Origin of the sequence: Patiriisocius sp., from assembly GCF_051252435.1 — a bacterium.
Lineage (GTDB): Bacteria > Bacteroidota > Bacteroidia > Flavobacteriales > Flavobacteriaceae > Patiriisocius.
The window spans coordinates 624,726-650,955 of record NZ_JBPOFW010000001.1 but is presented as its reverse complement, the minus strand read 5'-3'; the positions used below and the strand labels follow the sequence as shown (position 1 = coordinate 650,955).

Genomic DNA, 26,230 nt, shown 5'->3' with positions numbered 1-26,230 from the left:
TTGCCCGCGCAGGCGGGCATCTCATTATTTAACTAAGGAAAGAGCAAGGTTTCATCTTTAAAAAGGAAGTTTCGATAACTCCGTTAGCTATTGTAAAATTATTAATCATAATTTTCAAATCATGCTCAATCAAACAACATTACTTTCTCTCTTCAGAAATTTTAAAACAACAGTATATAGTGCCCTTGCTTAAAATTTCAGCAAAAATAAACAAATTAGTGTGTAGTGTGCAATTTAATTGAGGCGCTTACCTTCGTCGGTAGTCTTGATTTTGTTGTTGTCGCGAAGTCTAGCATTTCCGAAGTTATACTTAAAACTCATTCTAAACAGTCTTGATTCGGGCTGTGCAAAATAGCCGTTATCTTGATTATAATATCTCGAGGTCAACGGGATATTGTTTGTGTTAAAAATGTCATCAACACCCACGGTTATACTCGCTCGATTATCCCACAAGTTTTTTTTGATGGAAGCAGAAAGATTAAACTGATTTTTATAATCGTACGAGCCATAAATAAAATTAGAAATATAAAGAGCGGTAACATCGCTTGTAATACCAGCAGCTTCTGAAATTGTTAAACCACTGTACATTTGTCCATAGAAACCAAAGGTGTCATTCGAGAACGTTTCTTGACTACTTTGCGCGGCAAAAAATTCATTTTCAAGATAGAAACTGGAAGTGACAACCTGCAAATACCACCAAGACAGAATGGGTTTTGCATAAACAATGTCAAAACTATATTGAAAATCTTTAATCAGGTTAACATCTTGATTTTGGAGTACACGGGCTTGATTGTTTTGAAAAATTAACTCTCCTAAAGGGTTTTCGGTTTCCCAATAATAGAACTCAAAAAACCAACTGTTTTTGTAAGTGTAGCTCAATGTATATTTTGAATCAATCGCGGGAACAAGGTTGGGGTTTCCATCGCTAAAATTATTTTTATTGATAAAATATCTAAACGGATTTAAACTTTCATACCGTGGTCTTGAAATACTACGGGCGTAACTCGCCCCAAAAGTAGCATCGTCATCTGGTGAATGTTGAATTGAAAGACTGGGAAACAACTCAAAATAATCCTGTGTATTTACCAACCCTAATTTTATTGAATTTCCTTCCACAGCCGTTTGTTCTCCTCTAAGCCCTAAATTTAATGACCACTTTTCCCAATCTTTACTATAATTCAAGTAACTCGCATAAATTAACTCTTTATATAAAAAGGAATCAGAGAGGGACGAATTTAATTGTGTTGTTGTGCCATTGGTGTCAAAAAAACCCAGGCCGCTATCAGTATTTATATTGCTATATTTTGCTCCGGCTTCAATAGTTCCTGAAAGTGCAGGAACCGTAAAATCTAATTGAACCGTAGCAATATCACTTTCTTGAAAGGCATCGGTGTAAAAGCTGTTATCACGAATAAAACTACCGTCTGCCAAAAAGAAATTTGTTTCTACATTTTGCAGTTTTTCAACGTTGTATAAAATATAATTTGCGTTCATTATCACATTCGCGCCAGCTTCGCTCAACTTCCAAGTATGATTCAAGTTGAATGACAAATTTGACGTGTCATGCCTGGAGTTACTCGCAGTAGTGTAAGTCGAATCTAATTGTCGCACTGCATTAAAATCATGAGAAAGTGCGCTATTTTGATAGTCAACATTGGGAGAAACAAATACGCCCACGTTTATACCCACAGTGTGGTTATCATTCAAATTTGCATCGGCAACAATATTTCCTTGATGTGCTTGAGAGCGGGTAGTACGGTTAAAATTTGATTGCCGAAAAGAAGCCGTGTTGATAGCAGAAGGCGAATTGAAAAAACGAATATTATTCACGTCCTCCTTAAATTCTTTACGAGGACTGAAAGTATAACTCCCAAATAAATTTAACCATTGGTTCTTGTAGAAATGCGAAGTTCCCAATCTGTATTTTGCAAACACGCCTTGTTCGTATGTCGCAGTTGCAGAACCTTTGTAGCCAATTGAAACCGCCCGAGAGGTTATTATGTCAATGACAACACCAGCTTCGGCATCATATTTTGCACTGGGATTTGTAATCACTTCTACCGCTTTAATAGCTGAGGCGTCTGTACTTCTTAACAGCGAATTTACCTCGCCCGCAGAAAGATAAACCCGCTTGCCGTTCATATAAATGACGGGGGTTTTTCCTTTTACTGAAATTCCACCTTCGGTCACTACGACTCCCGGTGTTTTTTGAAGGATATCCAAAGTGCTTCCCGTTGCTACCGAAGTATTTTCAACGGTAAATATCAATTTTCCGGGTTCTTTTTTAATGGTGGGTCTTTTGGCAATAATGACCGTTTCGTCTAGTGTTTCGGTGGCTGCACTTAATACTAGGGTGCCAAAGTTTTTATCGGCTGAAAGTTCAAAAGTTTCAGAAATAGTATTGAATCCCAAAAAGCTAATTTGTAATTCGTATTTCTTCGGAAGTAAACCTTCGATGTTAAAATTCCCCGAGTCATCAGTAATTGTGTTCTTTACGATTGTAATTTCCGAATTTTCGTTTAATTCTGAAGCAACTTCCAAAATTAGTACAGTTGCAAATGAAATGGCTAAATTATCCTCGTCAGTTACGTTTCCGCTAATAGAAAATTCTTGTGCAAAAAAGCTTATGGGTAGTAGAAATAGTATGAATACTAATTTTTTCATATGCCAATAGTGTTGACAAAAAAATGCCAATAGTGAGGTTTGTTAGTTCATTTTATGACGAAAGGGGAGAGAATTTGAGGTTCTTATCATCAATATTATAAAACAAATATCTCGATTTTTCATTTATAAATGGGTAAGGATATTAAAAATTCGATGAACAGACAATCATACGAACAAACAAGGGTTTTTAGCGTATATTTGTAGCCATTTCAATGGATGTTAACATTTGTTGAAAATCAAAAATTTGATTAATTAAAAGGAACCCACCTTTGTGGGAATGAAGATGAAGAATATTCGCAATTTTTGCATTATTGCACACATTGACCATGGGAAGAGTACCTTGGCAGACCGCTTATTGGCTGCTACTGGAGCAGTAACGGAGCGTGAATCTAAAGCGCAATTACTGGACAGTATGGATCTTGAGCGTGAGCGTGGCATCACGATTAAAAGTCATGCTATCCAAATGTCTTACACCTACAAAGGTGAAGTGTATACTTTAAATTTGATTGATACTCCTGGTCACGTAGATTTCTCTTACGAGGTATCACGCTCCATTGCGGCGTGCGAAGGTGCTTTGTTAGTTGTGGATGCAGCACAAAGTATTCAGGCGCAGACAATTTCAAATCTATACCTCGCATTAGAGAACGATTTAGAAATCATTCCTGTTTTAAATAAAATTGATCTTCCGTCAGCAAATCCTGAGGAAGTGACGGATGATATTGTAGATTTATTGAGTTGTGATGCAGATGAAGTTATCCCTGCAAGCGCAAAAACAGGAATCGGGATTACCGAAATTCTTGACGCGATTATTGAACGCATACCAGCGCCCAAGGGTGTGGCAGATGAGTCTTTACAAGCATTGATTTTCGACTCGGTTTACAATCCCTTTAGAGGAGTTGAAACATATTTTAGAGTCTTGAACGGCGAGATAAGAAAAGGCCAGCACATTAAATTTATGGCAACTGGGAAAACCTATTATGCAGATGAGGTTGGTACGTTGAATCTAACACAAACTCCTAAACAAGTCATAAAAACAGGTGATGTAGGTTATCTCATCACTGGAATAAAGGAAGCCAAAGAGGTAAAAGTAGGAGACACAATTACAGACGCAAAAAGCCCAACAACAAATATGATTGAAGGCTTTGAGGATGTAAAACCCATGGTATTTGCAGGGATTTATCCTGTGGACACAGAGGATTATGAAGAGCTTCGAGCCTCTATGGAGAAGCTACAATTAAATGACGCTTCATTGGTATTTATTCCAGAGAGTTCGGCAGCACTTGGTTTTGGATTCCGTTGTGGATTTTTGGGAATGTTGCACTTGGAAATTATTCAAGAACGTTTAGAGCGTGAATTTGACATGACGGTTATTACAACAGTACCAAACGTGTCTTATAATGCCTACACAAATCGAGAGCCAGATGTAAAAATCCTTGTAAACAATCCAAGCGATTTACCTGAGCCATCAAGCCTCAACCGTATGGAAGAGCCATATATTAAGGCAACAATTATCACGAAATCCGATTTTGTGGGTTCTGTAATGTCCTTATGTATTGAAAAGCGTGGACAGATTACCAATCAAACCTACTTAACCACCGAGCGTGTTGAGTTAACTTTTGACATGCCCCTAGCTGAGATTGTTTTCGATTTTTATGACCGTTTAAAAACAGTTTCAAAAGGATATGCTTCATTTGATTACGCTCCTATCGGGATGCGAGAATCTCAACTTGTAAGGGTGGATGTTCTCCTTAACGGAAATATAGTAGATGCATTATCTGCGTTATTGCACAAAGACAATGCCTACGATATAGGGAAAAAAATGTGCGAAAAGTTGCGCCAACTCATCCCGAGACAACAATTTGATATTCCTATTCAAGCAGCCATTGGCGCAAAAATTATCTCGCGAGAAACCGTGAAAGCCTTGCGTAAAGACGTAACAGCAAAATGTTATGGTGGAGATATTTCACGAAAACGTAAACTCCTTGAAAAGCAGAAAAAAGGAAAGAAGCGCATGCGCCAAGTAGGTAATGTAGAAATTCCACAAGAAGCATTCATGGCGGTATTAAAATTGAATGATTAAATATCCAACATAATTTTATAAAATATTAAAAGAGCCTTCGTTGGCTCTTTTTTTATGCTTTGATTATGAAAAATTAAATTCTCTTGCTGATTATTATTTCATGTTTGATTATCAACTAACTAGTCTGCGAGAATAAGGTTTCCTATTTAAAAAGTTATCTGTAACTTTCAACATAAGAAATTAATTCATGAAAATAATGCATATTTCGGCAGAATGTTATCCCGTCGCTAAAGCGGGAGGATTAGCCGATGTCGTTGGCTCATTGCCTAAATATCAAAATAAAATAGGGGAAGAAAGTGCTGTCATCATGCCTTTTTACGATACTCAGTTTACAAAGGAACATTCTTTTAAAAATTGTCATTCTTCTACAATTACCTTAAGTAAGCCCTATACTTTCAACATTTTGAAACTAGAAAATTCAAAGTTAGGGCAGGATATTTATTTTGTGGACATACCAAAATTGCTCTTTACAAATAACATCTATACAGATAATGATACCGAGCGATTTTTGGCTTTTCAAATTTCGGCATTGAATTTTATACTTCAATTAAAGGAGAAACCAGAGATTATTCATTGTCATGATCATCACACGGGACTCATTCCTTTTATGCTCTCGCATTGTTTTGATTATAGCGCATTGAAAGAAGTTCCAACCGTATTAACGATTCATAATGCGCAGTATCAAGGATGGTTTTCACATAATTTGCAAGGATTGCTTCCCGCATTTAATAATGAAAAAGCAGGTTTATTGGATTGGGATGGTTGTATCAACCCTTTGGCGACCGCTATAAAATGTGCTTGGAAAGTAACCACGGTTTCGCCAAGTTATATGGAGGAATTAAAAATTAAAGCCAACGGTCTCGAATCTTTACTAGCTGCCGAAAGCCAAAAATGCACAGGTGTTTTAAATGGCATTGATACCAAAGTTTGGAATCCTGAAACAGATACTTTTATTCAAAAAAACTATTCCATTAAAGATGTAGAAAAAGGAAAAAAAGCGAATAAAGACTGGCTCTGTAAAGAATTTAACCTAAACCCAAAATTACCGCTGTTTGCTTTTATTGGCAGATTGGTAGGTGAAAAAGGAGCCGATTTGTTCAGTGATATTTTTGAAAAAGCGCTTAACAAAAACAAAATTAATATCCTTTTATTAGGTTCAGGAAACAAAGAAACCGAAGTGCAACTTGAAGCATTAAAACCTAAATTTGAAGGCAATTACAATGCAATGATAGGTTATGATGAAAAATTATCGCATATTATTTATGCAGGTGCAGATTTTCTGCTAATGCCATCCAGAGTGGAGCCTTGTGGTCTCAATCAAATGTATTCTCTTAGATATGGCACTATTCCAATAGTGAATAAAGTGGGAGGACTAATAGACACCGTTGACGATATCAAAAAGAAAAATGGTTTTGGGATTGTTCACGACGGAGTCACTTTTATTAAAGTAAATAATGCCATCAAAAGAGGAGTTTCTCTTTATGGTAACGTTTCAGAATTTAAAAAAATAAGGAAACAAACAATGGCAATAGACCACTCTTGGGAAGCATCGGCACAAACATATGTCACATTATATAAATCATTAATTTAACTAGTTATGGCGTACAACAATAAAGTAATAGGTATCATTTTAGGAGGAGGACAAGGTTCAAGATTATATCCCTTAACCGAATCAAGATCTAAACCCGCAGTTCCCATAGCTGGTAAATATAGATTGGTAGATATCCCTATTTCAAACTGTATCAACAGCGATATAAAGCGCATTTTTGTGCTCACACAGTTCAATTCTGCTTCTTTAAATAAACACATTTCTAAGACTTATCACTTTAGTTTTTTCAGCTCTGCTTTTGTCGATATACTTGCCGCTGAACAAACCATAGACAGTAATAAATGGTTTCAAGGAACTGCAGATGCCGTACGACAGAGCATGCACCATTTTAAACAATATGATTATGAATATGCGCTTATCCTCTCGGGTGATCAATTGTACCAGATGGACTTCAACGAGATGCTCGATGCGCATGTTAAGGCAAATGCCGAAATAAGCATTGCAACACTTCCCGTTAATGAGAAAGATGCTACTTCCTTCGGAATTTTAAAAACAAATGATGAAAACGTGATTACATCTTTCGTTGAAAAACCAAACAAAGAATTACTGCCAGATTGGACCTCTCAAGTAAGTGATGAAATGAAATCTGAAGGCCGAAACTACTTGGCCTCAATGGGTATCTACATTTTCAACCGAAAGCTGTTAGAGCGGTTAATGGAAAATCCAGACACGATTGACTTTGGGAAAGAAATTATTCCGCAGTCCATTGACACTCATAAAACACTCAGTTATCAATTTGAAGGTTATTGGACAGATATTGGGAATATCGATTCTTTCTTTGAAGCAAACTTAGGGCTTACAGATGATGTGCCAAAATTTGACCTTTATAATCAAAATAATCGCGTATATACAAGAGCCCGCATCCTTCCCACAACAAAAGTTTCGGGAACAAAACTTGATAGAGCTGTTATTGCTGACGGTTGTATCATCAATGCTTCAAGTATTGAGAGGTCGGTTATTGGAATACGTTCGAGAATAGGCGCGGATAGTAGGATAAAGAATATTTATATGATGGGGTCAGATGTATATCAAACTCTTGAAACAGTAACCAATAAGTCAGAAAATATCCCATTGGGAATAGGTGAGCGGTGCACTATAGAAAATGCTATTTTAGATAAAAACTGCTGCATTGGAGACGATGTAAAAATTATTGGAGGAACTCATTTAGAAGATAATGAAACTGAACAATATTGTATTAAAGATGGTATTGTTGTCATTAAAAAGAATGCCATAATCCCTAATGGATTTAGCATTTAATCTATGGACAACGTAAAAACATACAGCCTATTTACAGATTTTGACATTGAGCTTTTTAAGGCTGGAAAACATTTCAAATTATATGAAAAATTTGGTGCGCATCCTTTAGTCATTGACGGTGTCTCTGGCGTGTATTTTTCCGTTTGGGCGCCATCTGCTTCTAGCGTTTCGGTGATTGGAGATTTTAATCATTGGGACGGAAATTTACATCCTCTAAAAGTGCGTTGGGATTCATCTGGAATTTGGGAAGGATTTATTACAGTTGCCGAAAAAGGCATGCGCTATAAATATAAAATTGTATCAAGCAACAATGTCACAACAGAGAAAACAGACCCGTACGGTTTGTTTTGTGAAGTACCACCAAAAACGGCTTCTATTATTTGGGATATTTCAGATTATAAATGGAACGACAGTAATTGGATGTCTTACCGAAAAGACAAAAACAGTCTCGATAAACCCTTCTCAGTATATGAAATGCATCTCGAATCTTGGAAAACAAATGTTGAAAAAAACAAACCCCTTTCCTATCGAGAATTAGCGGTAGATTTAGTAAATTATTTGAACGAAATGAATTTTACCCACGTAGAGTTCATGCCCATTATGGAATACCCGTATTCGCCTTCGTGGGGATATCAATTAACGGGATATTTTGCCGCGTCTTCCAGATTTGGCGCCCCACAAGACCTTATGTTTTTGATAGACACGCTGCATCAAAACGATATTGGGGTCATTCTCGATTGGGTGCCTTCCCATTTTCCGTCAGATTCGCACGGCCTTGGTAATTTTGATGGCTCTCATTTATACGAGCACCCGGACACTAAAAAAGGATATCATCCAGACTGGAAAAGTTTAATTTTTAACTACGAGCGCAATGAGGTACGTTCGTTCTTAATTAGTAATGCGATGTTCTGGATGGAACGTTATCACACGGATTGCCTTCGGGTAGATGCCGTTGCCTCCATGTTATATCTTGACTATTCGAGAGAAGAAGGAGAATGGGAATCTAATGAGTTCGGCGGAAATGAGAATCTGGCAGCAATTTCTTTTTTGAAAGAATTTAATAGCACACTTTATTCAAACTTTGAAGGTATTCAAACCATTGCCGAAGAATCCACCGCATTTTCGGGAGTAACAAAACCTGTTGCCGAGGGAGGACTTGGGTTTGGTATGAAATGGATGATGGGCTGGATGCACGACACATTAGAATATTTTAAAAAAGACACCATTTACCGAAGCCACCATCAAAACGATATTACCTTCAGTCTGGCCTATGCATTTACTGAAAATTTTATGCTTCCATACTCACATGATGAGGTTGTGTACGGTAAACAATCCTTACTTGGAAGAATGCCGGGAGACGACTGGCAGCGGTTTGCAAATCTTAGGCTTTTGTTCGGTTTTATGTTTACGCATCCCGGGACAAAGCTCATGTTTATGGGATCCGAATTTGGCCAACAACAAGAATGGAATTTTGAAAACAGCTTGGATTGGCATCTGTTAGAAAACGACAACCACAAAACCATCCAACAATTTGTAAAAGATTTAAATACATTTTATACCAGTAATCCAGCATTGTATGAAAAAGCCTTTAGCCCCGAAGGATTTGAATGGATCAATTACAGCGATGCCGGCAACTCCATCATTACCTTTATGAGAAAAGGGCACGACAAAGAAAACGACCTCGTCGTGGTCTGTAATTTTGTTGCCAAGGTGCACCCTCAATATACCATTGGGCTCCCTAGGTCAGGAAGTTTAAAGGAGCTTTTAAACAGCGATGATAAAAAATATGGAGGAAGTGGTTTTACAAACAAAAAAGCTATAAAAATCAAAAAAGGGAATTGGGATAATCAGCCCTATCATGTGAGTATTAAACTACCGCCGCTGGGCATTACCATTCTGCAAATTAAGTAGTGCTTTTATTCCGAAATCCATAATAAATGGCGCTTATTTTTACAGAATAAAACCCTAGAAAAACCTCATAAATAGTTACTTTTCCGCACTCAAAAAAACCTACGCTATGATTACCAATACCGAATTGGAAAACAAAGGAAATCAATTTCCAAAAACAGTAATTTCATTTAAAAAAGAACTTGACACCATTGAATTCACATCTGAGAATGGTGTGGTGCTCCTGCTCACGGTGTTACGCGATAGTGTGTTACGATTTAGATACGCGACCAATACAAATTTTGAAAATGATTTTTCGTACGCCATTACAAAATACGCGAGTACGGGCTACAATAAATTAGAAATAGAAGAAAGAAAGAGTGAATATATTATTACCACCAGTAAATTGATTTGTCACATTTCAAAAAAGAACTTAAAAGTATCCATTTATGACGCGATAGACAATGTTTTAATCAATCAAGACGAACTTGGTTTTCATTGGGAAGAAAGCTACGAATATGGTGGGAATATCGTAAAGATGAGCAAAACCACGCTCAATGGAGAAAGCTATTACGGGTTGGGTGATAAGCCAGACCATTTAAATTTAAAAGGGAAACGTTTTGAAAACTGGGTAACAGATTCGTATGCCTTCGGAAAAGGAACAGATCCCATCTATAAGGCAATACCATTTTACACAGGATTGCATAATAATAAATCCTACGGAATCTTTTTTGACAACAGTTTTCGTTCATTCTTCGATTTCGCTTCCGAAAGAAGAAACGCTACAAGTTTTTGGGCGCAGGGCGGGGAAATGAATTACTACTTTATTTACGGTCCAGAAATGTCCGACGTTGTTGCAAATTATACAGACCTTACAGGAAGACCGCATCAATTGCCGCCCTTATGGGCGTTGGGCTATCATCAATGTAAATGGAGCTATTATCCAGAGTCAAAAGTTAAAGAAGTCACCAATAAATTTAGAGAACTTCAAATACCCTGCGATGCTATTTATCTCGATATTGATTATATGGACGGGTTTAGATGTTTTACTTGGAATAAGGAATATTTTCCAGACCCCAAGCGTATGGTGAAGGAACTCAGCGATGACGGATTTCAAACTGTAGTTATCATTGATCCAGGTATCAAAATTGATCAAAACAATGATGTTTTTAAAGAGGCGTTAGAAAAAGATTATTTTTGTAAACGAGCAGATGGTCCTTACATGAAAGGAAAAGTCTGGCCGGGCGAATGTTATTTCCCAGACTTCACGAAACCAGAAGTGAGAGAATGGTGGGCAAATCTATACCAAGAACTCATTGAAGATATAGGAGTACGCGGTGTTTGGAATGATATGAATGAACCTGCTGTTATGGAAGTACCAAATAAAACATTCCCTAACGATGTGCGTCACAATTATGACGGTAATTTTTGTAGCCACCGTAAAGCACATAATGTGTACGGAATGCAAATGGCACGTGCAACCTACCAAGGATTAAAAAAGTTTGCATTCCCAAAACGTCCTTTTGTAATTACACGTTCGGCATATTCTGGGACGCAGCGTTACACATCTACATGGACGGGAGATAATGTGGCTACTTGGGAGCATTTATGGATTGCAAATGTACAGGCACAACGTATGGCGATGTCTGGATTTTCATTTGCGGGAAGTGATATTGGAGGATTTGCAGAACAACCTAATGGCGAGTTGTTTGCGAGATGGATTCAATTAGGTGTGTTTCATGCATTTTGTAGAACACATTCTTCTGGAGATCATGGCGAGCAAGAACCGTGGATGTTTGGAGACGAAATTACTGGGATTGTCAAGAAGTTTATTGAGCTTCGATATCAATTACTTCCTTATTTGTACACCACATTTTGGTTTTACCACACAGAGGGAATCCCTATGTTGAAATCATTAGTGCTATATGACCAAGAAGACATTCAAACACATTACCGCACAGATGAGTTTATCTTCGGAAATCAAATTTTTGTTTGTCCTATTTTGGAACCTAATTCAAAAGGGCGCAGACTTTACTTACCCAAAGGGAATTGGTACAACTACTGGACAAACGAATTTACTGAAGGAGGAAAGGAAATGTATGTGGATGCAACACTTGACACCATGCCTATCTTTATGAAAGAAGGAGCTATAATTCCCAAATTTCCAATTCAACAATATGTTGGCGAGAAAAATTTTGATGAGGTGACGTTAGATGTTTATTACAAACATGGAAAAGAAATTTCTACGTTCTATGATGATGCCCACGACGGGTATGATTATACAAAAGGCCGTTTTAGTTTGCGGACATTTAAACTTACCGGGAGGAGTAATGAGTTAATTATTCAGCAACATAAATCGGGTAAATTTGATGCAACGTATTCAAAGTTTAAACTGAATCTTTTAGGGCTGCCTTTTAACATCACTAAAATAGAAATTGATAATGAAGAAATTTCTTTTGAAGATATAAAAGGTTCAACTGGCGATGAACTTATTATTGACAAAAACTTTAATGAGTTACATATTATGTAAAATTATATTTAAACCAAAAATTTAAAACCGCCTTCATCTTTAATTTGATGTACGCGGTTTTATTTTATAAATATATGATTATTTATTCCCCACCACAATCTGCCCCAGCTGCAATAAGGCCTTCAAGATAGACTGAGTATTGAGTACCGGTATCTTCTCCATTGACTGAAGCATTTCCATTGCTCTCTTCGCAAATTAGAAATTCGATGGTTTGTTCAGAATTGCAAGTGGTACATGTTTTTGAGTCGTCACTTCCGCAAGAACAAATTAGTAGGGATACACAAAAAAGTGTGATTAAGACTAAGTGTTTCATTATGTTATATTTCCGTAGTAAAACGAAAGAATAGTAGATTTATTTTAACTTTCAATTGCCGGAACTTCATCCATTTTAGCAATAACGACGTCTTCAAAATCCAACGGCTTGCCTAGATAAGCAATCATAGAATCGTTTTCTACAATCGTGTCCTTTAAATCGTCGATAAGGTGTACTTCTCCATTTGGATTTTTGAAAAATAAAGGTATTGCATCTTTATTTTCATTAATTATACCTAGTATTTTATCGAACATTTCGGGATTGTGAACCTCGATTTCTTGAATGGAAGGAAACTCTTGTGCCACTTCAACAAACCTTATGTAATCATGAGTTTTGCAAAACACTTCACCTTTATCAACTTTTGCCTTCTCTTTTAATTCAACCGAAGTAATCAATCTAAAAGTTCCGTTTTCGCCAAATCGATTACCAAATCTATTGATTGCCTGTCTATTAATTTCATCACTTCCCGTCATTGCCAATAAATATCCCACATCACTCAGTTCAATATTATCGCTCAAATCGTCATTATAAATATTCGCGTTTATGGCATCAATTCCCAGTTCTTTTGCTTTTTCAATATTGCTTCGGTTACTGTCTACTAAGACCACATGCCGGTTGTTTTTTTGAAGATACACGGCGATAAGCCTAGAAACTCTTGAACCTCCAACAATCATAATCCCTTCAGATTTTTTTAAGAAAACACCCAGCAATGAGGCAACTAATCTTGCGGTAGTTGCATTCAATAAAACGGTTATCAAAACAAGTCCAAAAACCAGTGGGGTAATGTACTCTGCTCCAGGAACACCTAATTCTACAAGCTTTGTTCCAAAAAGTGATGCGATACCTGCTGCTACGATACCGCGAGGTCCTACCCAACTAATAAATAATTTTTCATTTACAGATAAGCCAGAATTGGTTGTGCTCAAAAAGACACCAATGGGTCTTATTACAAAAATAACTACCGCAAATAGGATGGCAGTTTTCCAATTATAAATGAGCATTAAATCCTCTACACTAATGTTCGCCGAAAGCAAAATAAATAAGATAGAAATCAATAAAACACTAAGCGACTCTTTAAAGTAAAGGAGCTCTTTTAAGTTGGGTAAATCGCTGTTTCCTAAATACATTCCCATAACAACTACGGCAAGTAAACCAGATTCGTGCGCAAATAAATCGCTCAAAACAAAAATTAAAAGCACAAGTGATAAAGATGCTACATTTAATAAGTAATGCGGAATAACCTTGCGTTTTACGGCATGATACATAGCAAATCCTCCCGCCAGTCCAAAAGCAAAACCAATGACAATAATTTTTCCGAATTCAAGTAAGGCATGCTTTGTATAACTTCCTCCCAAGCCACCTTCATGGTCCACTGCCCCTGCTGCGTCAATTGCCCCTGCTCCAGTTTCTACAAGCTCAACAGGGATATTTACACTAATGAATCCAAAAACAAGTACAGCCACTAAAGCCCCAATGGGGTCAATTAAAATTCCTTCCCACTTAAGTACTGCCGATATGTCCTTACGCAACGGGATATTCCTCAAAATAGGCGTAATAACGGTAGGTCCGGTTACAATTATCAACCCAGAAAACAGAAAAGATATTTGCCAATCCAGCCCAAAAAAGTAATGAGCCGCAACTCCAGCTCCAAAAAAAGTAACAATGGAACCAAGACTTATCAATTTCCCAATCACACCACCTACCTTTTTTATTTCCCCCATCTTGAGCGTCAAACCACCTTCAAAGAGGATAATCCCAATGGCGAGCGAAACAAAATAAAACAAGCTTTCGCCTGGAAAAAAACCTTTTTCTGTATTCCAAATGGGCTGTATCCATTGGTTGCCATCTTCAGAATAGAACGTTGACAAGGGACCAACTGCAAGCCCAATTAAAATGAGCGGTAAAATTGCTGGAATTTTAAATTTCCATGCAATCCATTGTGCAAATATTCCTAAAATGATAATTCCTGCGAGCTCTAGCATACTTGGTTTTGTGTTAAATTTTTAGACCTTTTTTCCAAGAAAAGTCTATTAATTTCATATTTGACGAAAATATAAATATAACGTATCTGTAAGAAACAATTAGCAATTAATTAACCTGTCCTTGAAGGTTAAAAAGGTTTTTCACGCTTTCGCGGAAATATTAAAACTATGAACCCTTTAGGTTTAAATTATTTTTAGAATAAGAGTAAGTATTAATGGAGTTTTTTTATTAAAACTTCAATTTTCTAGTGGTGCTTCCCTTTTTTCCAACCATGTTTTCCTAAATACTGCTCTCCACTTTCAACAGCACCGTTTTCAATTGAGGTGCCCATCGAGTCGTTCCAGCGATTTAAGTAACCAAATAATGAAATAACTCCTAGCATCTCAACAATTTCGCCTTCATCCCAATGCTCGTACAATCTCTTTTTTATTTCTTCATCAACGCCGTTGGGTACTTGAGAGGCTTGTAAAGAAAAGTCTAATGCAGCCCGTTCAGCCTCACTAAAAGAAGGATGCGTGCGATACTCCCAAATATTATCTAACTGTTCCTGTTCTGCTCCATAGCGTTCAGCAGCCCTTATCGCGTGTGCTTGACAATAGCGGCAACCTGTCGCGTTACTACTTACCCAAGCAATCATTCTTTTTAATGCGCTCGTTACTCGACCCTCGTTTGCCATTACGGCTTTGTTGAGGTTTATAAAAGCCCGGCTAATGGTTGGTCTTCTTTGCATTGTCAACACACTGTTTGGGCAAAAACCAAGTGTTTCATTAAAAAATTCGGCGAGTTCTTTAGTGTTTTTATCGTGGTCTGGGTCAAGCGGAGGTACTAATGGCATGGTTTGATTTTTTTGTTTTGAATCTTGCTCTCGAAATTACTAATTACTTTTTCTAAAAATAATATTTATTAAAGAAAAGAAACAATTGCAAATCGTTTATCCGAAATGAAGACCCCTCGTTTTTGATATGAAACAATAATTTGTATTTTGCATTCACAATAAAAAGTATAAACCCAACTCCTCAGAAAGATAACTATTTAGATTCCCAAAATAGTTTTTCTAATTCTTGGAATTTGGGTTTTGTTTTTTGTAATTTTCTGTTCTATGCGCTGGAATATTTTACCTAAAATTTCCGAAGAAAAAATAGCTATACTATCAAAAGAATTAGGAGTTGATAGAAATATTGCAATATTACTTGGTCAACGAGGAATTGAAACATTTGAAGATGCCAAGCGATTTTTTAGACCAAGCTTAGATGAGTTACACGATCCTTTCCTAATGCAGGATATGCAGGCTGCCGTAGTACGTATTGAAAAAGCGATAGAAAATCAAGAAAATATTTTAATCTATGGAGATTATGATGTCGATGGTACAACTAGTGTTGCCTTGATGTCATCATATTTAAAAACATATTATCCCAATATTGCAACCTATATTCCCGATAGATATGATGAGGGTTATGGTATTTCGTACCAAGGAATTGATTTTGCATCCGACAATGATTTTAGTCTTATAATCGCACTCGATTGTGGTGTAAAAGCCATAGAAAAAGTTGCGTATGCGACCGATAAAAAAATCGATTTTATCATCTGTGATCATCATAGACCAGGGGATGAAATCCCAAAAGCGATTGCTGTGCTAGACCCAAAAAGGGAGGATTGTAACTATCCGTACAAAGAGTTGTGTGGTTGTGGCGTGGGCTTTAAACTCATTCAAGCATTGGCATCTCGCAGAGGACAAACTATTGAAGATTTATTGCTGTACCTAGATTTGGTTGCCACGGCAATCGGCGCAGATATTGTTCCTATCACTGGTGAAAATAGGGTTTTGGCTCATTTCGGATTAAAAGTAATCAATAGTAATCCTCGAACGGGTTACAAGGCTATTTTAAAACAGGTTAAAAAGACCAATCTCACAATTACCGATGTCGTTTTTATCATTGGCCCGCGCATTAACGCGGCGGGAAGAATGAAACATGGAAATCACGCCGTCACCTTACTTGTGGAAACGGACATTAATAAAGCGGCTATTTGGGCTGCGGAAATAGAACAGTTTAATCAAGACCGTCGCGAAGCAGACAAACGAATTACCGAAGAAGCACTCACACAAATCACCGAAACTGGTGAAGAAAAACGAATGACAACCGTTGTCTATGATGAAGATTGGCACAAAGGCGTCATAGGCATCGTAGCCTCGAGACTTACTGAAACCTACTACCGTCCTACCTTGGTCTTTACTAAAAGTGGTGAACGATTGGCCGCATCTGCGAGATCTGTGAAGGGTTTTGATGTATATAATGCATTGCAGGAATGTAGTGAGTATATTGAGCAATTTGGCGGTCACATGTACGCGGCTGGACTCACACTTTTTGAAAAGGACTATGAAAATTTTAAAGCAAAATTTGAAGAAGTCGTTGCAAAAACCATTGATCCCAAACTCCTTAAACCTGAATTACCCATTGCTCTAGAAATTGATTTAGCCGATATAACTCCTAAATTTTATCGAATTCTCAAACAGTTTGCACCCTTTGGGCCAGGTAACCGCCAACCTGTTTTTATGACTAAAAATTTAAAAGATACTGGTTATGGTAAATGTGTGGGAGCAGACAAAAAACATTTGAGGGTCACTATAAAACAAGGAAATTCCAATCAATTTGTTGCAATAGGTTTTGGGCTTGGTGAGAAAAAGGATATTGCTTGCACGAATAAACCATTCAAGGCGGCTTATGTGATTGATGAGAACGAGTGGCAAGGAGTTGTAAATTTGCAATTGCGCTTAAAAGACATTCAAGAATAAAAAATGTTTATTTTTAGCCATTAAACAACTCAAGCATGAAAATCTTAATTTTTTTACTTCTGTTCATTATTTTGGCCATTTTAGGCTATAATTTTTATGACAATTATCAGCGATTTCATCCAGACAATTATGAATATAAGCCATTGGAAACCATTGATCCAAACCATCCCAATAAATCAATGCTTTTAGACTATCATGAAGCAATTGCCGACCTTAATGGCTATGTGATTACACAATGGAGTGCGAATGATATTAACGTTAGAAACCCAGAAGATGATAATGCTCAAACGCTCGCAGCAGTCGCAATATACACTAAGAAAAAAGGAATTGTGAACTATTTTGAATCACAACTTATTGCGCCTATCCAAGAAAAGACACAAAAAACAAAGGAGCAATTAAGAGATGAAATAGTAAAGAATATGTATGATGCAAACCCACAAACATTAAGCATTGGAAATAAGGGAGCGCTAGTTTTTGAATTACAGCGTTTATTAAATAATAAAGGCGAAAGTATAAAGATTGATGGTGTTTTTAATACTGAAACTTTTACTGCCCTTAAATCATTTGAAGAAAAAAACGGACTCTATGTTGACGGAAAATTAGACGCAATGACGCTTGATTACTTGCTTCAGTAAACTTTAAAAAGCTATCCTTCAAACGTTTTCATTTCGAAATTTTTTCCATCGAAGACACCGTAGGTATATTGACCAATCCAATCACCTAAATTGTAATAAGTGGAATTTTCTCCCACTTGAATCTCCATGGATAAGTGGCGATGTCCAAAAATGAAAAAGTCGTAGTGTTTTGTTTCTAATTTCCGCTTTGCGTACAATGCTAGCCATTCATTTTCTTCACCAAGGAAATGTTTATCATCCTCACCAGAAATCAATTTATTTTTCACCGAAAGATATTGTGCCAATCGCATGCCGAGTTCTGGGTGAAACCATCTAAAAAGCCAATTAAATATAGGATTCGTAAATACCTTTTTCATTCGTTTATAGCCCTTGTCGCCGGGTCCTTTTCCGTCCCCGTGACCTATAAGAAATACCTTGTTATTAAATGTAAACTCTTTAACATCCCGGTATGTGGAAATATTTAATTCTTTTTCAAAATAATCCTTCATCCATAAGTCATGGTTGCCCACGAAGAAGTAGATTGGTATTCCGCTGTCGCTAATTTCGGCTAACTTTCCTAGTACGCGTACAAAACCTCTGGGCACGACGGTTTTGTATTCAAACCAAAAATCAAATAAATCGCCTAGTAAAAAAATGGCTGCAGCATCTTCTTTTATCTCGTCGAGCCAACGCACAAACTTCTTTTCACGAGGAAGGCTTTCAGCTGCTGTGGGCGCGCCTAAATGGTTATCGCTAGAGAAGTATATGTTTTTTCCGAGGGGGATTTGCATTGTTCAAAGATACTATGAATGTAGCTATTTATTATCTGAAGCATACCATTCAGCAAAACTACTATCGGTTTCTTGTAGTTTTAATGAATGTAGAGTGATATTTTGAGGTAGGTGTCTTTTTATTTTATCAGCAAAATCTATAACCATCATTTCGCTCGTTGGTTGATAATCCACCAATAAAACGTTGTGCCCGCGGTCGCTTAGTTCCTTTGCCAATTCAACATGTGGAGTGTTCTTGTTAAAGACAGTTGCGTGGTCAAATACATCAACGATTTCGGTCTTTACAATTTTCTTTAGGTCGCTAAAGTCGATGACCATCCCGAATTTAACATGGCTCGTTTCAGAAATGGGAGTTCCTATAACGGTAACAGATAATTTATAACTGTGGCCGTGCACGTTTCGGCATTTCCCGTCATAGCCATAAAGGGCGTGACCAGTTTCGAAAGAGAATTGTTTTGTGATACGTATGTTGCTCATCGTGTTTAGGGTAATTAAGGCAAAGATAGTTACTTATCTCTTTGATAGGAAGAAATGTTATATTGATTAAAGATTTTTCATTAAAATGGGGTTTTTGTGAGTTTAATAGGTGATTTTGATATTGTATAGATGATAAGTAGGTAGTATCTTGCCAATTCCTATATAAAAAATAGAAAATATGAATTTTAGAAAAATCACACTACTTGCTATAGTACTTATCAGTACTAGCTTGTTTGCTCAAGAAACCTTTTCCCCAACAGAAGTAATTACCGGAACATTTTTAGGCAAGACAATACCGTTGAGAGATTTTGCAACGATGCAGCCATATGAATTTAATGACCCGAGAACACATACAATGATACCGAACATTTCGGTGACCCCTTTTGAAATTAATGCTACAAACACGAATATCGATAATGTGCAGACTGAGATGGGTAGAATAGCTACAATGCCACCAATACAAAATTTTGTTGGTGCTTCCTCATCAGAATCTGGTTCATTTCCTCCAGATCCTACAGGTGCAGTTGGGCCAAATCATTATGTACACTCTGTGAACACTTTGGTTAAAATTTTTGATAAACAAGGTAATTTAGAGGTTGGTCCGGTAAACTTAGGAGCCTTTTTGGGTAGTACAAGTTTCGGAGATCCTATTGTACTATACGATCAACTAGCAGATAGATGGGTTGTGAGTGGTTTTGGAAATTTAAATGTGAGTAATGATTTACTATTTGGTGTTTCAGAAACAAGCGATCCAGCAGGAGCCTATAATGTATATTCTTATACATTTTCTGCTCTACCAGATTATCCTCATTATGGAGTATGGCACGATGGGTATTATGGAACGATAAATCTTGGTGGATTTACTACAATAGGTACAGTTATGGAACGTGATGTTATGTTAGCTGGTGGTGCTGATCCGCAAATTCTTGTCTTTAATTTGCCAGACATTGTTGTAAACCCTAATCAAGTTAAAAGTCCAGGAGCTGTCAATTTGTTAGGAACTTCGATTGATACTTCCCTTCCTGGCTATATCACATATTTACAAGATGATGCCTGGGGCGGTATTAATGATGATCACTTAAAAATATGGGAAATTGATGTGGATTGGGATAATTTGAATAACTCTACAATATCTACTCCGCTGGAGATTATTACAGATGATTTTGATGCTGGGGAACTTTTTGGAGATGGAAACGGAGCAATTAGACAACCGGGAACAAGTCAAAGACTTGCTGGTCATGGAGGAATTATTAGTTATGCTTCAAACTTTAGGCAATTTGCAGACCATAACTCTTGGTTAATCACTTTTAACACATTTATTGATAACGATGAAACTGGAGGAATTCGTTGGATTGAACTACGCAATGATGATGTAAACGATTGGAGTATTTATCAAGAGGGAACATTCTCTATAGCTGATGGTCATGATAGATTGATGAGTAGTGCAGCAATGGATGCAGCTGGGAACATAGGGATGGCTTATACTACAGCAAGTGAAACGTTACCTGTTTCATTAAGGTACACAGGTAGATTTAATGATGATCCACTAGGTCAAATGACGGTTGCTGAGCAAATAATAATTGATGGTCCGGGTATTCGAAATAACTCAAATAGATATGGAGATTATTCACATATGACGATGGATCCGGATAATTTTACTTTTTGGTTTACGTCAGATTATTTTTCAAGTACAAACCAATGGAGAACTCAAATAGCATCGTTCGCATTATCTCAAGGGTTTGCTTTAGATGTAGGGCCGAGCCAAATCACACAACCAGAAAATGGAGTTCTTACGGCTGCTGAAACTGTATCGATAGTAATAAGAAACTATGGAACTACTGCTCAAACAACTGTTCCTTTAGAATTGAGAGTAGATGGAACATTAATTGCTTCAGAAATTTTTATCGGAAATATTGATGCAAATGGAACCGCAACCTACACTTTTACACAAACAGCAGACTTTTCAACTCCTGGTCAAACGTATTCTATTGAAGTTACTACGGGACTTACAGGAGATGAATTCACTCAAAATGATGTATTGACAAAAGAGGTAACAAACTTATTTCTTAATGATATAGGTGCTATTGAAATCACATCTCCAGAAGAAGGTTCTGGTTTGGGTGTTGAAACAATTTCTGTGAATTTGAGAAACTTTGGAGCTTCTGCTCAAACAGGTTTTGACCTTCAGTATAGCGTGAATGGTGCAACACCAGTTGTTGAAACTTTTTCTGGAACACTTGACTCAGAAGAAGAGACAATTTTTGATTTTGCCACACAATATGATTTTTCTGCACTAGATACATATACTATTGTTGTTTCTACATTACTTGCAGGTGACTCAGATACTACAAATAATGAAGTGACTTTGACTATCGAAAGTATATTATGTATGCCTTCAATGGATTGTTCTTTGGGTGATGGATTTAGACTTGTTCAAATTGCTGAAATAAATAATGCTTCAGAATGTGAGGGTTATGGAGATTTTACGAATCAAATTGCAAATTTATCTCAAGGAACAAGTAATGCAATCAATTTCACTACTGAATATGGTGATCAAAATGTAAAAGTGTGGATTGATTTTAATGACGATTTTAATTTTACAGCTAATGAAATTGTAGTTCCTAACTTTGTTATCGCACCAGGACAAGCAGATGGAACATATACTGAAACAGCAACACTCACAGTTCCAGGAGGAGCACCTTTAGGAGAACATAGAATGAGAGTAAAAAGTAATTGGCAAGCTGAAGTTTCTAATGACCCTTGTGATGAATCTGAATATGGAGAGACTGAGGATTATACTGTAAATATAGGTATCCTTGGTACAGAGGACTTTGCAATTTCAGATGCTGATTTGATTGTTGTTACATTACCTAACAAACAATTTGAAGTGTCACTAAACTCAACGTTTGATGGTAGCGTTTATTTAGGCGTTTACAGTATGTTGGGTCAAGAAATGGCATTCAACAAGAGAATACCTAACGAGAACGGAACGTATAAAATGACGCTAGATATGTCTAAAGTTTCTAGTGGTGTTTATATACTAAAAATAGGTGGACAAACAACAACCAGCTATAGAACAGCTAGAATTATTGTTAAATAAAATACATATCTTTAATGAGAAATGAGCGGGCATAGCCCGCTCATTTTTTTTAAATTTATTTGCGGTTTTTAATTTTGTTGTAAACTACAACGCCGACTATCAATAAAGCCAAAATTAAAAACAACCCTTGGCCGCCTAAAAACTGTAATATTTCCATTATTAAATTTTTCTTTTAAAAGTACATTTATTTTGAGAATTGCTCATTTCGCTTTGCGTCTTTCTCTTTACGCTTTTTTTCCATCTGTCTGTAATAACGTTCGTTTCTTACTTTTTTTATAAGGAAAACAATGAGGACAACAAAGCCTAAAATCAATAGACCACCCGTTCCGTTGAGGTAATTAAATAGTTCTTTCATTTTTTATATATTTTTTTGCTCTTTTAACAACTCGATTAACGCAAGAGGATAATATTTTTTTCGGTATTTAATGATTAATGCAACGGCACGCCAAGCGACCCAAAAAATTATGGCAATCCAAACTCCCTGTAATCCCCAGCCCATATATTTCAGTAAATAAAGCACCGGGACAAACCCTAAAAAGGTTGCAGATAAAAGTACATTGCGTAAATAGCCCATTTCACCAAGCCCTTTAAATATTGAATCTAATGTAAACGCCATTGCATTGAATGGGAGACTGATCAATACTAAAAAGAACATTCCGTAAAATATTGAAAGTACTTCGGGGTCTTTGTTATAAATGCTCCCTATGGGATAATACAACGCCAACCCTAGTAAAATTAATATACCGGCAATAATAATATTATAGACAGTTACTTTTTTAGTCAATTTCCAAAGCCTACTATAATCCTTTTCGCCCAGCAATTTTCCGCCTAAAATATTTCCGGCAGCGCCATAACCGTCAAGAAAAAATGCTGTAAAAATCCAAACATTAAAAGCAATTGTGTGTGCGGCTATATATTCTTTTCCTAAAGCTGTCGCCTCTCGCGTAGATAATACGAGCGCAATATTTAAAGCCACCGAGCGCAAAAACAAATTGAGACTCATTGAAATCAACCGGTTTATTTCTGGATGGAGCGGAAATTTTAATCGCAGAGAAACGGTTGTTTTGTTTATCAATAAAGCCAACGAAATCACTGCCATTAAAAATTGAGAAATCAAACTCGCCCATGCGGCACCTTCAACGCCCATAGCATTTATATAACCATCAAGACCGTACACCAAAAGAAAGTCTAAACCAATATTTACCCCAGCTCCAATTGCCGCAACAATCATGGGCCAAAAGGTATTTTGAAGTCCCCGAAAAATACCGAAAACTGCAAACGTGAAAAGCGTTAAAGGAAATCCCCAAACCCTTATGTTGTAATAATCAATGCTGAGGTCTAAGATTAATCCTTCAGCATTTAAAAGTTGGAATATTTCATCCACAAAAAAATACGTAGACGCTAGGACGATAATGCTGAGCCCTATGTTGAAATAGATGGCTTGCGCTGGAAAATCTTTCAACTCGTCAATATTGCCTGCGGCACCTAGATTTTGCGAGATGATTGCCGAAATAGCACTTCGGGTTTGTCCTAAAATCCAAATAAGAGCAGAAAGAAAAACGCCCACAATACCTACGGCTGCAAGCGATTCGGTACCAAAAACCTCCATATTTCCAACGACGGCAGCATCTGTGCTTGACAGCACGGGCTCTGCAATCCCTGCAATGATTGCAGGAATGGCAAGTTGCTGTATGCGTTTAAATGAAATATTTGTTGCTCCCATCAAGAAGTGCAAAATTACACTTTTGGGTTGCAGCTTCTAAGAGATTTTAACTTTTATGCAATAACTAATTCGTAACAATAGAATGAATGTTCGCTTTGTCGCGGAAAGAAAACTTCGCCCATTTTTTGATATCCGCGAGCGAGATAAAATTTTTGATTTCGCTGGTTTTGACTAAACGTGTCCAGTCTCACTGAAACAACGTTGTTTTGTTTGGCTAACATTTCAGCATAATCCATTAATTTTTTTGCATTTCCTTGGTGCTGATAATCTGGGTGAATCGCCAATCTATGAATATAATAGTGTTTAGAATCTTGGGTGTTCCAAGCTATTTGATTGTATTCAACATCTTTTTCTTCGGAAATGGTAATACATCCAATTATTATTTCGGAAGAAAGAAGCACATAAAGTTCGCCACGAGAAACGTCTTTTTCAAACGCCTTTGTGTTGGGATATTCGTCATCCCATTGATATATTTTATCGGCATTCATTTTTATGCCACACGCTTTTGTAAATGCTATAACTTGTGCAATTTCTGATAGTTTCGCTTTCCTAATCATTATTTAACGGTTAATTTTGCAGCTGGTTTTAAAGATAGACATTCTATGAAAAATATTTTAGTTCCGGTTGGTTCAACGAGCAGTGCGGTGGGTAATTTGCAATATGCGATTGACTTGGCGAAAGAGGTTGATGCATTTGTTTATGTGATTTCGGTATTCAAAGAAGTTTCGAGAGTTGGCGGGTTGACAAAGGTTAATACCATTATCAAAGAAGATAACGAAAACAGGTTGGAATGTGTTTTGTCGCAAGTTGATTCTAAAGGGGTAACGATTATTCCTCATTCTATAAAGGGTGATATTCTAGACGGAGTAAATAGATTTAACAAGCATATTCCTGTGGATTTGATGGTGTTGTCGCCTAGAAGTAATAGTATTCGTGAGGAGGTTTTCTTGGGAAAAACTTCTGGAAAGTTGATTAAGAATACAAATATTCCTGCATTAATAGTTCCCGAAGGTGCTACTTTTCAGCAACCAAAACGCATCTTACTTGCATTTAAAAACGGAACGTTTAAAAAGAAAAGTGTTTTAGAACCTTTAAAGAAGTTTAAAAAGAATTTTAGTACTGAAATCAATGTGCTTCACGTTTCTACTCCAGAAACTACCGAGGAGATGAAGCATGTTTCTGGTAAACTCAAAATATTACAGAGCACTTATAAAACCTCAGAAAATGCAACAACATTTCAAGCGGTGCTTGAACATTTTCAAAGCAACAATCCAGACATGCTTTGCGTAGTGCGCCGTAAGCGTGGTTTCTTTACGAAATTATGGGAGAAAAATGTGGTCCTGAAAAAAGAATTTCATACTTCCAAGCCATTATTGATTTTGAGTGTACAAGATTAAAAAATACTTATTTCTGTTTTCCAAAATGCAATGCGTTTAATTATGTAGTTGTCTAAAAATGAAGTAATTTCGCGGGCTCAAAGAAAAAGCAAATTATAGAAAGAAAATTACACTAAGAAAATGAAAAATATTTTAGTTCCCGTAGGTTCCATTGAAACTGGAATCAACAATTTACGTTACGCTACAAGTCTTGCAGCTCTTACAAATGCTAGGATTTATGTTACTTGTATAAAAACTATGGCTACCGAGCTTATTTTGAAAGAGGTGCTTGAAAATGTTAATACCCAAGATGTACAAGTTGTTTCAAAGCCAATTTCAGGAGATATTTTTGAAGGGATTACGCAACTTTCAGATACTTTGAAGATTGATTTGATTATACTTTCTCCACAAAGTATTGAAATTAAGGATGAAATTTACCTCGGAAATGTAACAACAAAAATAATTAGAGAGACAACCATACCTCTTTTAGTAGTACCAAAGGATTATCTTTTCAGAAAATTTGATTCTATTTTGTTTGCTTTTAAAAACGCAACTATCGAAACAAAGCACGCTTCTGATACACTTAAAGGATTTATTGATATGTTTCATGCAACATTGCATTTACTGCAAGTAATCACACCTGATACTGCTGAAAACGACCGTTCATTACAGCCAGACCTTAAAGCATTAGCAAATAGTTATAGATTTTCAGAAAACGCAACTGTTTTTCAAGGAATTGTAGAACATTTTAATGACATCAATCCAGAGTTGCTTTGTGTATTAAGAAGAAAACAGCACAATGGATTTTTCAGAAAGTTATTACGTCAAGGCGAAGTTATTTTCAAGAAACAATTTTACACTACTAAACCGTTGCTTGTTTTAAAGGAGCAGGAATAAGCTTGTAGAATTTATAAAAATAAAAAATGGCAACACATTGAATATGTTGCCATTTTTTGTGGAGAATATCGGATTCGAACCGATGGCCTCTACACTGCCAGCGTAGCGCTCTAGCCAACTGAGCTAATCCCCCTATCG

Annotated in this window: 19 protein-coding genes and 1 tRNA gene; 10 read left to right on the top strand and 10 right to left on the bottom strand. The window is 36.7% G+C overall.

What is annotated here, in order from left to right; all coding sequences use genetic code 11:
* Positions 1 to 234: 234 nt before the first annotated feature.
* Complete coding sequence (locus tag ACSHW7_RS02885) at positions 235 to 2,664, bottom strand: TonB-dependent receptor domain-containing protein (RefSeq protein WP_435677809.1); 2,430 nt, start codon at positions 2,662 to 2,664, stop codon at positions 235 to 237.
* Between the two features lie 283 nt (positions 2,665 to 2,947).
* Between ACSHW7_RS02885 and lepA the strand changes: the two genes are divergently transcribed.
* The 5 genes from lepA (at position 2,948) to ACSHW7_RS02860 (ending at position 12,027) form a co-directional block, all read left to right on the top strand.
* A complete protein-coding gene (gene lepA, locus ACSHW7_RS02880; RefSeq protein ID WP_435678256.1) occupies positions 2,948 to 4,744 on the top strand; it encodes a translation elongation factor 4 in 1,797 nt (598 codons plus the stop codon).
* 187 nt (positions 4,745 to 4,931) lie between these two features.
* Positions 4,932 to 6,335 carry a glycogen synthase gene (locus ACSHW7_RS02875; RefSeq protein ID WP_435677808.1) on the top strand — a complete coding sequence of 468 codons (1,404 nt, stop codon included), beginning with the start codon at positions 4,932 to 4,934 and terminating at the stop codon, positions 6,333 to 6,335.
* A 6-nt stretch (positions 6,336 to 6,341) separates the two neighbouring features.
* The gene (locus ACSHW7_RS02870; RefSeq protein ID WP_435677807.1) at positions 6,342 to 7,610 is read left to right on the top strand and encodes a glucose-1-phosphate adenylyltransferase; all 1,269 of its coding nucleotides are present in this window, start codon (positions 6,342 to 6,344) and stop codon (positions 7,608 to 7,610) included.
* A 3-nt stretch (positions 7,611 to 7,613) separates the two neighbouring features.
* A complete protein-coding gene (glgB, locus tag ACSHW7_RS02865) occupies positions 7,614 to 9,521 on the top strand; it encodes a 1,4-alpha-glucan branching protein GlgB (protein WP_435677806.1) in 1,908 nt (635 codons plus the stop codon).
* A gap of 106 nt (positions 9,522 to 9,627) precedes the next feature.
* Positions 9,628 to 12,027: a glycoside hydrolase family 31 protein gene (locus ACSHW7_RS02860; protein ID WP_435677805.1), complete on the top strand. Its 2,400-nt coding sequence runs from the start codon at positions 9,628 to 9,630 to the stop codon at positions 12,025 to 12,027.
* Between the two features lie 82 nt (positions 12,028 to 12,109).
* Here the strand turns inward: ACSHW7_RS02860 and ACSHW7_RS02855 are convergent, their stop codons facing one another.
* The 3 genes from ACSHW7_RS02855 to ACSHW7_RS02845 form a co-directional block, all read right to left on the bottom strand.
* Positions 12,110 to 12,340, bottom strand: a complete 231-nt coding sequence (locus ACSHW7_RS02855) for a hypothetical protein (protein ID WP_435677804.1) — start codon at positions 12,338 to 12,340, stop codon at positions 12,110 to 12,112.
* 44 nt (positions 12,341 to 12,384) lie between these two features.
* Positions 12,385 to 14,322: a cation:proton antiporter gene (locus tag ACSHW7_RS02850; protein WP_435677803.1), complete on the bottom strand. Its 1,938-nt coding sequence runs from the start codon at positions 14,320 to 14,322 to the stop codon at positions 12,385 to 12,387.
* Between the two features lie 245 nt (positions 14,323 to 14,567).
* A complete protein-coding gene (locus ACSHW7_RS02845) occupies positions 14,568 to 15,158 on the bottom strand; it encodes a carboxymuconolactone decarboxylase family protein (RefSeq protein WP_435677802.1) in 591 nt (196 codons plus the stop codon).
* A 264-nt stretch (positions 15,159 to 15,422) separates the two neighbouring features.
* Between ACSHW7_RS02845 and recJ the strand changes: the two genes are divergently transcribed.
* Entirely contained in the window at positions 15,423 to 17,114 is a 1,692-nt protein-coding gene (recJ, locus tag ACSHW7_RS02840) for a single-stranded-DNA-specific exonuclease RecJ (RefSeq protein ID WP_435677801.1), read from the top strand.
* A gap of 35 nt (positions 17,115 to 17,149) precedes the next feature.
* Positions 17,150 to 17,749: a peptidoglycan-binding domain-containing protein gene (locus ACSHW7_RS02835; RefSeq protein ID WP_435677800.1), complete on the top strand. Its 600-nt coding sequence runs from the start codon at positions 17,150 to 17,152 to the stop codon at positions 17,747 to 17,749.
* An 11-nt stretch (positions 17,750 to 17,760) separates the two neighbouring features.
* Here ACSHW7_RS02835 and ACSHW7_RS02830 read toward each other — a convergent pair whose 3' ends face one another.
* Both ACSHW7_RS02830 and ACSHW7_RS02825 read right to left on the bottom strand, forming a co-directional pair.
* A complete protein-coding gene (locus tag ACSHW7_RS02830) occupies positions 17,761 to 18,519 on the bottom strand; it encodes a UDP-2,3-diacylglucosamine diphosphatase (protein ID WP_435677799.1) in 759 nt (252 codons plus the stop codon).
* 24 nt (positions 18,520 to 18,543) lie between these two features.
* A complete protein-coding gene (locus tag ACSHW7_RS02825) occupies positions 18,544 to 18,996 on the bottom strand; it encodes a 6-pyruvoyl trahydropterin synthase family protein (RefSeq protein WP_435677798.1) in 453 nt (150 codons plus the stop codon).
* 178 nt (positions 18,997 to 19,174) lie between these two features.
* Between ACSHW7_RS02825 and ACSHW7_RS02820 the strand changes: the two genes are divergently transcribed.
* Entirely contained in the window at positions 19,175 to 22,096 is a 2,922-nt protein-coding gene (locus ACSHW7_RS02820; RefSeq protein WP_435677797.1) for a GEVED domain-containing protein, read from the top strand.
* A gap of 184 nt (positions 22,097 to 22,280) precedes the next feature.
* Here the strand turns inward: ACSHW7_RS02820 and ACSHW7_RS02815 are convergent, their stop codons facing one another.
* The 3 genes from ACSHW7_RS02815 to ACSHW7_RS02805 are packed head-to-tail and all read right to left on the bottom strand — an operon-like array spanning position 22,281 to position 24,376.
* Positions 22,281 to 22,451 (bottom strand): hypothetical protein, encoded by a 171-nt coding sequence (locus ACSHW7_RS02815; protein ID WP_435677796.1) that lies wholly within the window; start codon positions 22,449 to 22,451, stop codon positions 22,281 to 22,283.
* Positions 22,452 to 22,454: 3 nt separating this feature from the next.
* Positions 22,455 to 23,819, bottom strand: coding sequence for an MATE family efflux transporter (locus ACSHW7_RS02810; RefSeq protein ID WP_435677795.1), 1,365 nt, complete (start codon positions 23,817 to 23,819; stop codon positions 22,455 to 22,457).
* Between the two features lie 53 nt (positions 23,820 to 23,872).
* Positions 23,873 to 24,376: a GNAT family N-acetyltransferase gene (locus ACSHW7_RS02805; RefSeq protein ID WP_435677794.1), complete on the bottom strand. Its 504-nt coding sequence runs from the start codon at positions 24,374 to 24,376 to the stop codon at positions 23,873 to 23,875.
* A gap of 45 nt (positions 24,377 to 24,421) precedes the next feature.
* Between ACSHW7_RS02805 and ACSHW7_RS02800 the strand changes: the two genes are divergently transcribed.
* The gene (locus tag ACSHW7_RS02800) at positions 24,422 to 25,216 is read left to right on the top strand and encodes a universal stress protein (protein ID WP_435677793.1); all 795 of its coding nucleotides are present in this window, start codon (positions 24,422 to 24,424) and stop codon (positions 25,214 to 25,216) included.
* 120 nt (positions 25,217 to 25,336) lie between these two features.
* Positions 25,337 to 26,092 carry a universal stress protein gene (locus ACSHW7_RS02795; RefSeq protein ID WP_435677792.1) on the top strand — a complete coding sequence of 252 codons (756 nt, stop codon included), beginning with the start codon at positions 25,337 to 25,339 and terminating at the stop codon, positions 26,090 to 26,092.
* 59 nt (positions 26,093 to 26,151) lie between these two features.
* Here ACSHW7_RS02795 and ACSHW7_RS02790 read toward each other — a convergent pair.
* Positions 26,152 to 26,225 (bottom strand) — tRNA-Ala (locus ACSHW7_RS02790).
* Between the last annotated feature and the right edge of the window lie 5 nt (positions 26,226 to 26,230).

Excerpts from the sequence above, each read along its gene's own strand:
- ACSHW7_RS02885 (WP_435677809.1), bottom strand. The coding sequence starts at position 2,664 with ATGAAAAAATTAGTATTCATACTATTTCTACTACCCATAAGCTTTTTT.
- lepA (WP_435678256.1), top strand. The coding sequence starts at position 2,948 with ATGAAGAATATTCGCAATTTTTGCATTATTGCACACATTGACCATGGG.
- ACSHW7_RS02875 (WP_435677808.1), top strand. The coding sequence starts at position 4,932 with ATGAAAATAATGCATATTTCGGCAGAATGTTATCCCGTCGCTAAAGCG.
- ACSHW7_RS02870 (WP_435677807.1), top strand. The coding sequence starts at position 6,342 with ATGGCGTACAACAATAAAGTAATAGGTATCATTTTAGGAGGAGGACAA.
- glgB (WP_435677806.1), top strand. The coding sequence starts at position 7,614 with ATGGACAACGTAAAAACATACAGCCTATTTACAGATTTTGACATTGAG.
- ACSHW7_RS02860 (WP_435677805.1), top strand. The coding sequence starts at position 9,628 with ATGATTACCAATACCGAATTGGAAAACAAAGGAAATCAATTTCCAAAA.
- ACSHW7_RS02855 (WP_435677804.1), bottom strand. The coding sequence starts at position 12,340 with ATGAAACACTTAGTCTTAATCACACTTTTTTGTGTATCCCTACTAATT.
- ACSHW7_RS02850 (WP_435677803.1), bottom strand. The coding sequence starts at position 14,322 with ATGCTAGAGCTCGCAGGAATTATCATTTTAGGAATATTTGCACAATGG.
- ACSHW7_RS02845 (WP_435677802.1), bottom strand. The coding sequence starts at position 15,158 with ATGCCATTAGTACCTCCGCTTGACCCAGACCACGATAAAAACACTAAA.
- recJ (WP_435677801.1), top strand. The coding sequence starts at position 15,423 with ATGCGCTGGAATATTTTACCTAAAATTTCCGAAGAAAAAATAGCTATA.
- ACSHW7_RS02835 (WP_435677800.1), top strand. The coding sequence starts at position 17,150 with ATGAAAATCTTAATTTTTTTACTTCTGTTCATTATTTTGGCCATTTTA.
- ACSHW7_RS02830 (WP_435677799.1), bottom strand. The coding sequence starts at position 18,519 with ATGCAAATCCCCCTCGGAAAAAACATATACTTCTCTAGCGATAACCAT.
- ACSHW7_RS02825 (WP_435677798.1), bottom strand. The coding sequence starts at position 18,996 with ATGAGCAACATACGTATCACAAAACAATTCTCTTTCGAAACTGGTCAC.
- ACSHW7_RS02820 (WP_435677797.1), top strand. The coding sequence starts at position 19,175 with ATGAATTTTAGAAAAATCACACTACTTGCTATAGTACTTATCAGTACT.
- ACSHW7_RS02815 (WP_435677796.1), bottom strand. The coding sequence starts at position 22,451 with ATGAAAGAACTATTTAATTACCTCAACGGAACGGGTGGTCTATTGATT.
- ACSHW7_RS02810 (WP_435677795.1), bottom strand. The coding sequence starts at position 23,819 with ATGGGAGCAACAAATATTTCATTTAAACGCATACAGCAACTTGCCATT.
- ACSHW7_RS02805 (WP_435677794.1), bottom strand. The coding sequence starts at position 24,376 with ATGATTAGGAAAGCGAAACTATCAGAAATTGCACAAGTTATAGCATTT.
- ACSHW7_RS02800 (WP_435677793.1), top strand. The coding sequence starts at position 24,422 with ATGAAAAATATTTTAGTTCCGGTTGGTTCAACGAGCAGTGCGGTGGGT.
- ACSHW7_RS02795 (WP_435677792.1), top strand. The coding sequence starts at position 25,337 with ATGAAAAATATTTTAGTTCCCGTAGGTTCCATTGAAACTGGAATCAAC.